13 protein-coding genes and 1 pseudogene are annotated in these 12,299 nt (G+C 57.9%); 9 read left to right on the top strand and 5 right to left on the bottom strand.

Features of this window, described 5'->3' with window-relative positions:
• Together ACR0LW_RS01870 and ACR0LW_RS01865 are read left to right on the top strand one after the other, a co-directional pair.
• On the top strand, positions 1–1,887 hold the full coding sequence (locus tag ACR0LW_RS01870; RefSeq protein WP_480881433.1) for an AMP-dependent synthetase/ligase: 1,887 nt from the start codon (positions 1–3) through the stop codon (positions 1,885–1,887).
• 26 nt (positions 1,888–1,913) lie between these two features.
• The gene (locus ACR0LW_RS01865) at positions 1,914–3,074 is read left to right on the top strand and encodes an ABC transporter substrate-binding protein (protein ID WP_480881432.1); all 1,161 of its coding nucleotides are present in this window, start codon (positions 1,914–1,916) and stop codon (positions 3,072–3,074) included.
• Between the two features lie 57 nt (positions 3,075–3,131).
• Here ACR0LW_RS01865 and rpsI read toward each other — a convergent pair whose 3' ends face one another.
• Together rpsI and rplM are read right to left on the bottom strand one after the other, a co-directional pair.
• Positions 3,132–3,617, bottom strand: a complete 486-nt coding sequence (gene rpsI / locus ACR0LW_RS01860) for a 30S ribosomal protein S9 (protein WP_170518545.1) — start codon at positions 3,615–3,617, stop codon at positions 3,132–3,134.
• A gap of 6 nt (positions 3,618–3,623) precedes the next feature.
• Positions 3,624–4,082, bottom strand: coding sequence for a 50S ribosomal protein L13 (rplM, locus tag ACR0LW_RS01855; RefSeq protein WP_039536983.1), 459 nt, complete (start codon positions 4,080–4,082; stop codon positions 3,624–3,626).
• Between the two features lie 259 nt (positions 4,083–4,341).
• Here rplM and ACR0LW_RS01850 point away from each other — a divergent pair, with 259 nt between their 5' ends.
• Complete coding sequence (locus ACR0LW_RS01850; protein WP_480881431.1) at positions 4,342–5,088, top strand: glycoside hydrolase family 19 protein; 747 nt, start codon at positions 4,342–4,344, stop codon at positions 5,086–5,088.
• Positions 5,089–5,092: 4 nt separating this feature from the next.
• Here ACR0LW_RS01850 and ACR0LW_RS01845 read toward each other — a convergent pair whose 3' ends face one another.
• Positions 5,093–6,496: an aminotransferase-like domain-containing protein gene (locus ACR0LW_RS01845; protein WP_170518538.1), complete on the bottom strand. Its 1,404-nt coding sequence runs from the start codon at positions 6,494–6,496 to the stop codon at positions 5,093–5,095.
• A 99-nt stretch (positions 6,497–6,595) separates the two neighbouring features.
• Here ACR0LW_RS01845 and ACR0LW_RS01840 point away from each other — a divergent pair, with 99 nt between their 5' ends.
• Positions 6,596–6,823: a YjiS-like domain-containing protein gene (locus ACR0LW_RS01840; RefSeq protein WP_170450749.1), complete on the top strand. Its 228-nt coding sequence runs from the start codon at positions 6,596–6,598 to the stop codon at positions 6,821–6,823.
• A 60-nt stretch (positions 6,824–6,883) separates the two neighbouring features.
• Here the strand turns inward: ACR0LW_RS01840 and ACR0LW_RS01835 are convergent, their stop codons facing one another.
• On the bottom strand, positions 6,884–7,327 hold the full coding sequence (locus ACR0LW_RS01835) for a PaaI family thioesterase (protein ID WP_170450751.1): 444 nt from the start codon (positions 7,325–7,327) through the stop codon (positions 6,884–6,886).
• Between the two features lie 49 nt (positions 7,328–7,376).
• Here ACR0LW_RS01835 and ACR0LW_RS01830 point away from each other — a divergent pair.
• The 4 genes and pseudogenes from ACR0LW_RS01830 to gluQRS all read left to right on the top strand — a co-directional run.
• Positions 7,377–8,171, top strand: a pseudogene (locus tag ACR0LW_RS01830) (enoyl-CoA hydratase); the annotation flags it as partial.
• A gap of 257 nt (positions 8,172–8,428) precedes the next feature.
• The gene (gene trmFO, locus ACR0LW_RS01825; RefSeq protein ID WP_480881430.1) at positions 8,429–9,769 is read left to right on the top strand and encodes a methylenetetrahydrofolate--tRNA-(uracil(54)-C(5))-methyltransferase (FADH(2)-oxidizing) TrmFO; all 1,341 of its coding nucleotides are present in this window, start codon (positions 8,429–8,431) and stop codon (positions 9,767–9,769) included.
• 37 nt (positions 9,770–9,806) lie between these two features.
• The gene (locus ACR0LW_RS01820) at positions 9,807–10,421 is read left to right on the top strand and encodes a class I SAM-dependent DNA methyltransferase (protein WP_480881429.1); all 615 of its coding nucleotides are present in this window, start codon (positions 9,807–9,809) and stop codon (positions 10,419–10,421) included.
• A complete protein-coding gene (gluQRS, locus tag ACR0LW_RS01815; protein ID WP_480881428.1) occupies positions 10,418–11,299 on the top strand; it encodes a tRNA glutamyl-Q(34) synthetase GluQRS in 882 nt (293 codons plus the stop codon). The genes ACR0LW_RS01820 and gluQRS overlap by 4 nt, the downstream gene beginning before the upstream one ends.
• A gap of 54 nt (positions 11,300–11,353) precedes the next feature.
• On the opposite strand, the gene hisI is transcribed toward gluQRS, so the two are convergent.
• Positions 11,354–11,743, bottom strand: coding sequence for a phosphoribosyl-AMP cyclohydrolase (gene hisI / locus ACR0LW_RS01810; RefSeq protein ID WP_170450760.1), 390 nt, complete (start codon positions 11,741–11,743; stop codon positions 11,354–11,356).
• 48 nt (positions 11,744–11,791) lie between these two features.
• Here hisI and ACR0LW_RS01805 point away from each other — a divergent pair, with 48 nt between their 5' ends.
• On the top strand, positions 11,792–12,244 hold the full coding sequence (locus tag ACR0LW_RS01805; RefSeq protein WP_170450762.1) for an iron-sulfur cluster assembly scaffold protein: 453 nt from the start codon (positions 11,792–11,794) through the stop codon (positions 12,242–12,244).
• Positions 12,245–12,299 lie beyond the last annotated feature (55 nt).

Raw genomic sequence — 12,299 nt, 5'->3', positions numbered from 1 at the left:
ATGGACAGCACCCCCCTGCCCCCTCAGATCACGATCAACGGCGTGCAGTTGAACGCAACGCCCGGTCAGCGCCCCGTGCGCGTGGATGGCTGCATCACGATCTCGGACCTTTTCCAAACCCGTTGCGCGGAACTGGGTGATCGCACGGCCCATCGGGAAAAGGATCTGGGCATCTGGAAGTCCTATTCCTGGGCTGACTATTGGCAACACGCCAAATGGATCGGTCTGGCGCTGCGAAAACTTGGGCTCAAGCGTGGCGAAGTGGTCTCGATCCTGTCCGAGGACCGCAAGGAATGGGCCTGGTTCGATATGGGCATCCAAGGCGTTGGGGGGATTTCCTCCGGCATTTACACCACTGACGCAGCCAAACAGGTACAATACCTGATCAATGACAGCGATAGCCGGTTTCTGGTTGTCAAGAATGAAGAACAACTGGACAAGTTTCTTGAGGTCGAAGACGAGGTTCCGGGGCTACTGAAGGTCATCATTCTGGAAGACGAAGGTCTGCACGATCTGGATCATCCCCGCTGCATGATGATCGAAGACCTCTATGCGCTTGGCAAACAGGCCGAAGCCGAAGATCCGGGCCGGTTCGAGGCCGAAATTTCCCTTGCTAAACCGCAGGACACCGCCTTGCTGGTCTACACCTCGGGTACCACTGGCCAACCCAAAGGCGCGATGCTGAGTCACGAGAACATTCTGGCCGGTATCGAATGCGGTGCACGGGCACTGCCGACCCTGGCCAGCGACGAGCAACTCTGCTTCCTGCCCCTGTGCCATATTCTCGAACGGGATGTTTCCGTCTTTTTCCCCTTGGCTGCCCGCTGCACCGTCAATTTCGCCGAAAGCCCGGAAACGGTGTTCGCCAACCTGCAAGAGGTCTCGCCCACCACATTCACCGCTGTTCCCCGTGTGTGGGAGAAGATCTATGCGCAGGTCCAGATCATGTCGCAGGATGCCACGCCGCTGGGCCGGTTGGCCTTTGGTCTGGCGGTAAAGGCCGGGTTGGCAAGGGCCGAGTACCTGACGACGGGCCAGCCTGTCCCGACCAGCATTGCCGCGCGGTTCTGGGTCTGGGATCATCTGGTGTTGCGCAATCTGCGGCGGATGCTGGGCATGGACAAAATGCGCCGCGGCGGGTCCGGGGCGGCACCGATCTCACCTGATCTGCTGAAATGGTATTGGGCCATCGGTGTTCCTTTGATCGAAGGGTTTGGCATGACCGAGACCTCGGGTCTGGCATCCCTGAACACGATCGAAGACAACCGCGTCGGCACCATTGGCCGCGCGGTCGAGGGGTGTGCCATGCGTATCTCGGACGACGGGGAAATTCAGGTAAAGGGCCTGAATGTCTTTCAGGGCTACTGGCGCAACAACGCCAAAACCGCTGAAAGCTTTACCACCGACGGTTGGCTGCGCACCGGCGATGTCGGGAAAATTGACGAGGACGGGTTTCTTTCGATCACCGGTCGGATGAAGGACATTATCATCACGGCGGGCGGCAAGAATATCACCCCGGCTGAAATCGAAAGCCGGTTGAAGTTCAGCCATTATATCTCGGACGCGGTGATCGTGGGTGATCAGCGCAAATACCTGACCGCGCTGATCATGATCGATCAGGAAAACGTCGAGAAATTCGCGCAAGACCGCAAAATCCCCTTCTCGAACTTTGCATCACTTTGCGCTGCAACCGAAATCAAGGATCTGATCGGTGCCGAAGTCGCCTCAGTCAATTCCGATTTCGCGCGGGTAGAGCAGATCAAGGATTTCCGCCTGATCGACGTTTTGCTGACGGCCGAGGATGACGAACTGACCGCCACGATGAAACTGAAACGCGGGCTGGTGGAAAAGAAACACGCACATTTGATTGAAGATATGTACAGTTAACCAAGGGATAAAACGGGAGGAGAAAGATGAGCAAGCTGAGAAACCGGCTAACTCTTGCTGCGGCGCTGACTGCAGCGGCAACGATGGGTTGGGCGCAAACGCAAGGGGTCACCGACGATGAGATCGTGATCGGCTCGGTCAATGATCTGAGCGGTATTTTCGCCGCCGTGGGTGTTCCGGCCACCAAAGGCGCGAATGTGGTCTTTGATCGGGTGAACGCGGCAGGTGGCGTGCATGGTCGCACGATCCGCTATGTGGTCGAGGACAATGGCTATCAGATGCCGCGCGCGATGCAGGGCTATAACAAGCTGCTGAACCGCGACAAGGTGTTTGCCATGCTGCAATCGCTGGGCACACCGATGAACCTGGCCGGGTTCAAGCTGCTGGATCCAAAGGGTATTCCAAACGTTGCCCCTCTGACCGCCGCGCGGCAGATGCTGCAGGAACCGATGGACAACAAGTTCACATCCTTCTCGACCTATTATGATCAGGCCCGGGTTGGCGTGAAATACCTCAACGGTGAGTTTGGATCACAATCTGTCTGCACCATGTATCTTCCCACCGATTTTGGAGAGGAAATTCTGGAAGGCAGCAAAGCCGGAGCTGAAGAGGCCGGGATTTCCTTTGTCGCCGAAACCACCCACAAGCCTGATGAGACGGACTTTGTCGGCTCGCTAAGCAAACTCAAGGAAGAAGGCTGCGACATCGTCACCATGGCGCTTGGCGTGCGGCAGGCGATCACGGTCGTTGGGACCGCCAAGAAAATGGGCCTGACCGACATGAAATTCCTGGGCACCTCGGCCAGTTTCCTGACCGTTGTCGCGCAGGTGCCGGGCGGTGTGACCGACGGTTTCTACGCGGCGGCGTCGTGGAAGGATCTTTGGGCACGCGCCGACGAACCTGCGCCGGCTGCGTTTATCGAGGAATACAAGGCCGCAACGGGTGAAGATCCGGTTGGCTTTGCGATGCTGGGCTATTCCGCTGCGGAAATGATGGTCAAGGCGCTAGAGGCCGCCGGTCCGGACCTGACCCATGAAAGCTTTATCGCGGCAATGGAGTCGCTGGACTACACCGACGAACTGGTCGGTAACCACATCACCTACGGCCCGGATGACCATCAGGGCGCGGACACGGTCTTTGTGAACGTGGTCGAAAACGGGGCGTGGAAACTGGTCTACGAAGAGTAATCGCAAAGAAAAAGGGCTCGCAAATGCGAGCCCTTCGAATGTCGTATTCCGCAGCGATTAACGCTTCGAGAACTGGAACGAACGACGCGCTTTGCGCTTACCGTATTTCTTACGTTCCACAACGCGGCTGTCGCGGGTCAGGAAGCCAGCGGCTTTCAGAGCGCCGCGCAGCGACGGATCGTACAGTTGCAGCGCTTTCGAGATGCCGTGCTTGACCGCACCGGCCTGACCGGTCAGGCCACCGCCTTTGACGGTTGCAACAACGTCAAACTCACCTTCCACGCCGGCAACCTGGAACGGCTGGCGCAGGATCAGCTGCAGAACGGGACGCGCGAAGTACTTGTCCTGGTCTTTGCCGTTCACGGTGACCTTGCCGGAACCCGGCTTGATCCAAACGCGGGCAACAGCGTCTTTACGCTTGCCGGTGGCATACGAACGGCCCAGTTCGTCACGCACGGGTTCACGTGCGATGACTTCTTCGACTACGGTTTCGACGCCTGCGACGGCGCTCAGCTCTTCGAGAGTATTGATCTGATCAGCCATCGGTCATTAGCTCCGGGTGTTTTTCTTGTTCATGGACTTGACGTCCAGAACTTCGGGCGCTTGCGCCTCATGAGGGTGCTCGGCACCGGCATAAACGCGCAGGTTGGTCATCTGCTGGCGCGCCAGACGGTTGCCCGGCAGCATGCGCTTGACCGCCTGGGTCACAACGCGCTCGGGGTGTGCACCTTCCAGGATCTGCTGTTTGGTGCGCGACTTGATGCCGCCCGGGTGGCCAGTGTGCCAGTAGAAGTTCTCTTCGCGCTTCTTGCCGGTCATCTGGATTTTGTCAGCGTTGATCACGATGACATTGTCGCCCATGTCCATGTTCGGGGTGAACGACGCTTTGTGCTTGCCACGCAGGCGCATGGCGACGATCGAGGCAAGACGGCCCAGAACAACGCCCTCGGCGTCGATCAGGATCCATTTCTTGTCGATGTCTGCAGGTGTTGCAGAAAAGGTTTTCATGGCAGGATAGTCCTGTTTGATGTGAAAGACCGCCCCAGCGGAGCGGCCCGAATTCGATGGACGGGTTTTAGTCGCGCGGGAATGCCGCGTCAACAACCGAAAACCTTATTTTATGACGTAATTACAAAGTGTTAAAAAATAGGTATTATTTTACCCCATCTTAATTCCACCTCGCGCAGTATCCTGCTGCCCTATTTTTCAATTTCTGACAGTTTCCAAAACGCGATTGCATCGCAAGCACATATTTCAGGAGGGGAACATGCTGGACCTGTCCGCGTTAGACAAAATCGATCCGGGTACACGACTGGATGACCTGAACAAAACCCGACTGGCCGCCGTTCAAAGAGGGTTGGCCATCTGCGCCCACCCCCTTGGCGAAGCAGATGGGTTGATCGGACCCAAAACCCGAAACGCCTTTGCCGAACTGGTGCAGGACATCGGAAATGGCCATCCCTCGGTTGTCTCTGATGCTGTGATCGATCACCTGAAGAAAAAGGCCAAGCGGCTGCGCACAATTTTCGCAATGCCCGCCGACAGCAAAGATGACGTCAAAGACAGCATCGCCGCCATGTTCCGCTTTATCGGTTTGGGATTTAAGACCCAGATCGCCTACGGCCTTGCAACCGCGCAGTGGGAAACCGGGCACACTTTCGAACCGGTAAAGGAAGCCTACTGGCTCAGCGAAAAGTGGCGGAGGGACAACTTTCGCTACTATCCCTATTACGGACGCGGCTATGTGCAACTGACGTGGGAGAATAACTACAAGGTGTATTCCAGCATTCTGGGGCTTGATCTGGTCGGTGATCCCGATCTGGCCCTTCGGCACGACGCGTCCCTGTTCACCATCGCCCACGGCATGAAGATCGGCACATTCACGGGGCGAAAGCTGGAAGATTATGTCTCGAAAGGTAAGACCGATTTCCTTGAGGCGCGACGGGTCATCAATGGCACCGACAAGCAAAAGGAAATCGCCGATCTGGCCGAGGATTACCTGGACGAGTTGTAACCGCTTAGACGCTGATTTGTTCAGGCGGATTGTCCAGCAGTGCCCGCAGCCGCAGCATGGCATCCTCGAACCGTTGCAATGAGACGTGACCGTTCATTGCGATACGCACAGCGTTCGGCGCGCGCCCGTCACGCAGGGCGAACTCATCCGCGGATCGCAACTGTATCCCTTCCCGCTCAGCCGCGCGGCTGAACGCGGCGGCGCGCCAGCCGGATGGCAGGTTCAGCCAGACAAAGGGCACATCCGGTGCCCAGTTGAGGTCAAAGCCCCCCAACGCATTCACCGTTACCCGCACATATTCGCCCATACGGGACCGTACGTCCTGCGCGATCTGACGAGTGCGGGGATCGGAAAGTATCAACCGGGTAAGTTCCGCCAGCGGCTGGGCCAGACCGAAATACCCGTATTCGGCCGAGCGTCGCAGATCTACGCTGCGTTCCTTCGGAGCAATGGCAAACCCGACCCGCAAGGCCGGGGTCAGGGTTTTCGAGATTGACGAGACATGCCAACCCCGTTCCGGTGCCAAAGCGCGATAGCTGGGTTCGCGGGCGTCGCCCATACGATAACAATCGTCCTCGACGATTTGCAGATCGAAACGGCGGGCCACTTCGACAACCTCTTTGCGCCGCTCCAATGGCGTATGTGCGCCGGTTGGGTTTTGCACTTCGGGCGAGACGCAAACAGCCTGTGCCTGGTTCTGCCGCAGCACATGCTCCATCGCTTGCGGGTCGATGCCCCATTTGTCCATTTTCACACCAATGACCTCGGCCCGCATCAGCTCTCCGGCCCGTCGGAACCCGGCATAGGACAGGTCTTCGACCAAAACAGTCGGCTTTGGGCCGCGCAGGATTGTCTGGAACACAAGGCACAGCCCGTTCTGGCCGCCATGAGTCAGCACGATGTCGTCATGCGAGACGGCGCCCAGGGGCAAGTCCGACAGCCAATCGACAACCGCCTGACGCATCGGTTGATAGGCATCGCGCGTTGGATAATTCAAAAACAGCCCCGGATCGGCTTGCGAGACCTTTTGCAGACACTCCCGGATCAACGCCACCTGTCCGGCATCAGCCAAACGCGGGCTGAACAGGCTGACATTGGCATTGTACTTGTCGTCCCGCAGATGCAGCTGCCGTGCCCAGACATCGTCCAGAATCGGTGACTTTGGCGGGGCCACGAATGTACCACGCCCAACCTCGGCTTGTAGCAAGCCTTCGTCCGTCAAAATCGTATAAGCCCGCGCAACTGTGCCCGGAGTGATTTTCAATCGATACGCCAGCTCGCGCACCGGCGGCAGCTTGGTTCCGATGTCTAACGTTTTGCTTTCGATGGCTTTTCGTATTGTGTCGGCGACCAGAGTATATTTTGGCCCCTTGGATTTCGGCAGTGCTTCTGGCCAAATTGTATCCATTACAATTCTTCCTTTGCATTTGACACAATATCGAATGTATCAAGCAACTGTACCGAACAACAATGCTTTGTGTCAATACAATTTGAAAGGAATACTGAGATGACACGCACAATGCACAACCCCGCCCTCTTGCTGCTGAACGACAGCCCTCGGCTGCCGCTGATCGCCGCGCTGGCCGTGCGGTTTGCGGCGGCGGTCACTCAATGGGAACGCCGTCGTCGCAGTCGTATTAACCTGAGCTATCTGGATGACAGGCTGCTTGAAGATGTGGGTTTGACCCGCATGCAAGCCACACGCGAAGTAAAACGCTATTTCTGGCAGCTTTGAATTATCCCCAGTCCCATCACGGGACCTCTTCCTAGGCCGGGGTTCGTCCCCGGCCCTTTTTCAACCGAATTTCGCCGCAGCCGAGCCTTCGGGCGGGATGGAATAGGTCATATTGGCCCGCGCCACAGGCTTGTTCGACCCTTCCGAGAAGATCAGCACATCCCCGACCGCAAGGCTGCGCCCCAGTTTCAGCAACCGGCATTCGGCGATCAGATCCTTGCCGCCTTCCGGTTTGCGCAGAAAATCCAGTGATCCGTTGGTGGTTACAGCCAGGGATTGACGCCCCTTGCGCGCCAAAACCATCGCATAGACGCTGACATCCGCCAGGCTGAAAATGGACGGGCCAGATACGGTGCCACCGGGGCGCAAGTGACGCTCGGCCACCATCATCCGCATGGTCACGCTGTCTTCGGTCAGGTCCTCGACAACAAAATCCTGTTTCACCTGCGGAAATACCTGGTGAAGGTATTGTGACAGTTCGTCCTTCTGCAGCGCTAAACCCATACTTCCCCTCCTGAACGTCGCGCCCTAGAGTTGGACCAACAGCCAGCGGGAGGGCAAGATGGCAATTTTGGAACGTAACAACACAGGCGCGGTAGCTCAGTTGAAACTGAACGCACCTGACAGGCTGAATGCCCTGAGCGATGAGATGCTGGCGGCCCTTCAATCCGAGTTCGACGCGCTGCGCGAGGACAGCTCGATTCGAGCGATCACGCTGTCGGGCGCGGGCAAGGCCTTTTGTGCCGGGCACGACCTGAAACAGATGACCGCAGGACGCCAGTCCGAGGATGGCGGCAAGGCCTATTTCCAGGACCTGTTCGCGCGCTGTGCCAAAATGATGATGTCCATTCAGACCCTTCCGCAACCGGTTATCGCGCAAGTGCACGGCATCGCCACGGCTGCGGGCTGTCAGTTGGTGGCAACCTGCGATCTGGCGGTCGCTGCCGAGGGCACGCGATTTGGCGTGAATGGTGTGAATATCGGGCTGTTCTGCTCGACCCCCATGGTCGCGCTCAGCCGCAATATCCCTAGAAAACATGCGTTTGAGATGCTGACAACGGGCGATTTCATCTCGGCTGAACGGGCCGCGGAATTGGGTCTGGTCAATCGTGTTGTACCCGAAATGCTGCTGGAGCATGAAACGATCTCATTGGCCGAGCAATTGGGCAGCAAGCTGGGAACGGCCGTCAAAATCGGAAAAGAGGCGTTTTATCAACAGCTTCAGATGCCGCTGGATCAGGCCTATGCCTATACCGGAGAGGTAATGGCGCAGAATATGCTGCATCGGGACACAGAAGAAGGCATTTCCGCCTTTATTGAGAAACGCCCCCCGAATTGGACGCAATGACGCAATTGTTAGGTACATTTTTTGCCACTGTTTTCATTTTTGCACTTTTCAAAAGGGCGACACTGTGGCAAAGCTGAGACGAGGCTGAGGCCTCAGGTACACTTTTGGGTCGCCGTGGGCGGAAGGTCCCTCCAAGCTGGTTTCTCTCACCGGCGTTGACATTCCCGCAGCGGCGACCCCAAGACCCTCCCATAAAATTCGAAGCCACTGACAGGGTTGAGTTGCGTCTGCCTGCCCCCTGCCCTATGTGGCAGCGCATGACACAAGTTTTGCATATCGTGGGCGGCGGCATGGCCGGGTCCGAGGCCGCATGGCAAGCCGCCGAGATGGGCGTGGATGTTGTGATCCATGAAATGCGCCCCACTGTCGGTACATTCGCGCACCAGACTGGCAATCTGGCCGAGATGGTGTGTTCGAATTCCTTCCGGTCCGACGATGACGAACAAAACGCCGTGGGCCTGCTGCATTGGGAAATGCGTGCCGCGAACGGCCTAATCATGACCACCGCCGATGCGCACCGCCTGCCCGCCGGGGGCGCACTGGCCGTCGACCGCGATCCGTTTGCCGAGGATGTCACCGCCAAGCTGCGCGCCCATCCCCGTGTAACCGTGACGGACGAAGAGGTCACGACCCTTCCCGATGATGGGCATTGGGTCTTTGCCACCGGCCCCCTGACCTCTCCGACTTTGGGTGAGGCAATCCGGGCCGAAACCGGTGCGGACTCGCTGGCCTTCTTCGATGCCATTGCCCCCATTGTCTATGCTGACAGCATCGACATGAGCCAGGCCTGGATGCAGTCACGCTATGACAAGGGCGAGACGGAAGAGGAACGCACAGCCTATCTGAATTGCCCAATGGACCGCGACCAGTATGAGGCCTTCATTGATGCCTTGCTGGCCGCCGACAAGACCGAGTTCCACGAAGGCGAGACGGCAGGTTACTTTGACGGCTGTCTGCCGATCGAGGTGATGTCCGAGCGTGGTCGCGAAACCCTGCGCCACGGTCCGATGAAGCCTGTCGGCCTGACCAATCCGCATCAGCCGGACGTGAAACCTCATGCGGTGGTGCAATTGCGTCGCGACAATGCCTTGGGCACGCTGTTCAACATTGTAGGTTTCCAGACCAAGATGAAATACGGCGCACAGACCGAGGTGTTCCGCATGATCCCCGGGCTTGAAAACGCCAGTTTCGCACGTTTGGGCGGTATTCACCGCAACACGTTTATCAACTCGCCCACTTTGCTGGACGCGCAGATGCGGTTGAAATCGAAACCGAATATCCGCTTTGCCGGTCAGATCACCGGGGTCGAGGGGTATGTCGAAAGCGCCGCGATGGGTTTGCTGGCGGGCCGATTGGCTGCCGCCGAAATCTTGGGACGCACCCTGCCCACCGTACCGCAAGACAGTGCCATGGGGGCTTTGATCCACCACATCACCGGCGGGGCCGAGGCAAAGACCTTTCAGCCCATGAATGTGAATTTCGGCTTGTTCCGCCCTGTCGATGGCCTGAAAGGCGGCCGTCGCGGACGCAAGGACCGTTACAAAGCCTACACAGATCGCGCCAAAGAAGAATGGACCAACTGGCTGGCCGCGTGCTGACTGGACGCGACGCCGTTGATCAGCCTACCATGCGGTTATGAGCGACGAATTCTTCAAAAGCACCTACGATCTGGAAACACCCGAACAAACCGAAGCCCACTATCAGAAATGGGCCGCGACCTACGAGGCCGAGGTGGCCGAGCTAGGCTATGCCACCCCCGACCGTGTGGCCCAGGCGCTCTGGTCAAAAATGCCGGAAGCCCTGACGCCAATTCTGGATTACGGCTGTGGTACCGGCCTGTCTGGTGTGGCGCTTCGAAAAGCCGGGTTCGAGGTGATCGATGGCATGGACCCAACCGAAAACATGCTGAAAGTTGCGCGCGGCAAAGCTGTGTACCGGGATCTCAAGAGCTTTGAAATTACCGAACCTGCACCGTTGACCCCGGATACCTATGCGGCGATCACGGCTATCGGTGTGATTGGTTCGGGGGCCGCCCCGCCGGAAACTCTGGACATGCTCATGCACGCGCTTCCCAAGGGTGGAAAGCTGGCCTTTTCCTTTAACGATCATACGCTTGCGGATCACAGCTACACGTCACGATTGAACGACTGGCTCGATATGGGGGCTGCGCGTCTTCTGTTCCGGGAACATGGCCCGCATTTGCCTGGTCTGGACATGAAATCTGACGTGTATGTATTAGAAAAAACGTGATTTTTACCACGCGCTTCGCGCCTTCTCCGACGGGTCCCCTTCATCTGGGTCACGCCTATTCGGCGCTGCTGGCCAGCGACATGGCGGCTGCCGAGGGCGGTGCTTTCCTGCTGCGGATCGAAGATATCGACCAATCCCGATCCCGGCCTCACTGGGAAGAGCAGATCTATAACGACCTGCGCTGGCTGGGCCTTGACTGGCCCGAGCCGACCCTGCGCCAGTCGCAGCGGAAATCCATCTATGACGCGGCCTTGGACAGCCTCTGGCAACGCGGCTTTCTTTATCCCTGCACTTGCAATCGCAAGGACATCGCTGCGGCGGTGAGTGCCCCGCAAGAGGGCGCGCCGCTGCTTGGTCCGGACGGTTTGATCTACCCCGGAACCTGCCGGAACCGCACCCAATCACGTGGAACATCGCCCCGACCAAGGACCGAGGCACTTCGACTGGACATGGCCAAAGCCGCGCGCCACGTCTTTGATAAAAACCCCGCTGCAGGTCAATTTAAGGAATTCGGCCAGGGGCCAAACGGCGAAACGGGTACTGTCATCTTCACACCCGAGGAATTGACCGAGAGTATCGGTGATGTGGTCCTCGCGCGCCGGGGAATGGGCACATCCTACCATCTGTCCGTCGTGCTGGACGATGCCGACCAAGGCATCACAAAGGTAATCCGCGGCCAGGACCTGTTCGAAGCAACGCGCATCCACGTGCTGCTACAAGCCCTTCTGGGCCTGCCGACGCCTGAATACCTGCACCACGACCTTGTCCGGGACGAAAACGGAAAACGTCTGGCAAAACGCGACGACGCGCGCGCGATCTCAAAATACCGATCCGAAGGTGCGTCCCCTCAGGACATCCGCGCCATGGTCGGCCTCTGACCGCGCTTCATCTTTTCTAAAATACTCTCGCCGAAGGCATGGCGCTTGCGCCATTCACTCCATCGGTTTCATCAACTCGGTCTCATCTCCGTCCCGAATGGCCGTGTAGAAACAGCTGCGTCGGTTGGTGTGACAAGCGGGACCTTTCTGATCAACAAGAACCAACAGGCAGTCTCTGTCACAATCGACACGGAAATCGACCAGTTCCTGAGTGTGTCCCGAAGATTCACCCTTGATCCAGAAGGACTGCCGCGACCGCGACCAATAGGTGACGCGCCCTGTTTCCAACGTGCGTTCCACCGCCTGCGCATTCATCCAGGCCATCATCAGCACTTCGCCGGATGTGTGATCCTGCGCGATGGCGGGGATCAACCCAGCCTCGTTATATTTCAAAGTCGATGGGTCAAACACGACAGGGTCAGACATGACAAAAACCTTTTGCATCCCGGGGGCTGGTCACTATGTATGGGGAACACGCAACGAGGGAAAGCCATGAGCGGCGAGAACGATCTGATAAAGCTCTATTCCGGACGCATTCTGGCGCTCGCGGCGGATATTCCGCATCTGGATCGGCTGGATAACCCCGATGCGACGGTCAAAAAACGGTCCCCGCTATGCGGTTCGACCGTGACCGTTGACGTGAAGGTACAGGATGGCCGAGTCGCCGCTTTCGGGCAGGACGTGAAAGCCTGCGCTTTGGGTCAGGCATCGGCTTCGGTTGTCGGAGACGCGGTATTGGGTGCCACGCGGGCGCAGATCGAAACCGCTCGGGATCAACTGGCTGCGATGCTGAAAAAAGACGGGCCGGTCCCCGACGCGCCTTTTGACGGGTTAGAGGTGCTGATACCCGCGCGGGACTATAAGAACCGCCACGCCTCGATCCTTTTGTGTCTTGACGCCACCGCCGAAGCAATTGCGCAAGCTGAACAGGCCAACTGCGCCTGATCATAGCGTTTTGCGGCAATCCCGTCTAACGTCAGTCACAATTTGGCGGAGAGAT

Source organism: Ruegeria sp. N4, assembly GCF_056531425.1.
The sequence above is the reverse complement of the archived record's forward strand: the minus strand, read 5'-3'. Positions and strand labels throughout refer to the sequence as shown.

Excerpts from the sequence above, each read along its gene's own strand:
- ACR0LW_RS01805 (WP_170450762.1), top strand. The coding sequence starts at position 11,792 with ATGAGCGGCGAGAACGATCTGATAAAGCTCTATTCCGGACGCATTCTG.
- rplM (WP_039536983.1), bottom strand. The coding sequence starts at position 4,082 with ATGAAAACCTTTTCTGCAACACCTGCAGACATCGACAAGAAATGGATC.
- ACR0LW_RS01850 (WP_480881431.1), top strand. The coding sequence starts at position 4,342 with ATGCTGGACCTGTCCGCGTTAGACAAAATCGATCCGGGTACACGACTG.
- trmFO (WP_480881430.1), top strand. The coding sequence starts at position 8,429 with ATGACACAAGTTTTGCATATCGTGGGCGGCGGCATGGCCGGGTCCGAG.
- ACR0LW_RS01870 (WP_480881433.1), top strand. The coding sequence starts at position 1 with ATGGACAGCACCCCCCTGCCCCCTCAGATCACGATCAACGGCGTGCAG.
- ACR0LW_RS01845 (WP_170518538.1), bottom strand. The coding sequence starts at position 6,496 with ATGGATACAATTTGGCCAGAAGCACTGCCGAAATCCAAGGGGCCAAAA.
- rpsI (WP_170518545.1), bottom strand. The coding sequence starts at position 3,617 with ATGGCTGATCAGATCAATACTCTCGAAGAGCTGAGCGCCGTCGCAGGC.
- ACR0LW_RS01820 (WP_480881429.1), top strand. The coding sequence starts at position 9,807 with ATGAGCGACGAATTCTTCAAAAGCACCTACGATCTGGAAACACCCGAA.
- ACR0LW_RS01865 (WP_480881432.1), top strand. The coding sequence starts at position 1,914 with ATGAGCAAGCTGAGAAACCGGCTAACTCTTGCTGCGGCGCTGACTGCA.
- ACR0LW_RS01840 (WP_170450749.1), top strand. The coding sequence starts at position 6,596 with ATGACACGCACAATGCACAACCCCGCCCTCTTGCTGCTGAACGACAGC.
- hisI (WP_170450760.1), bottom strand. The coding sequence starts at position 11,743 with ATGCAAAAGGTTTTTGTCATGTCTGACCCTGTCGTGTTTGACCCATCG.
- ACR0LW_RS01835 (WP_170450751.1), bottom strand. The coding sequence starts at position 7,327 with ATGGGTTTAGCGCTGCAGAAGGACGAACTGTCACAATACCTTCACCAG.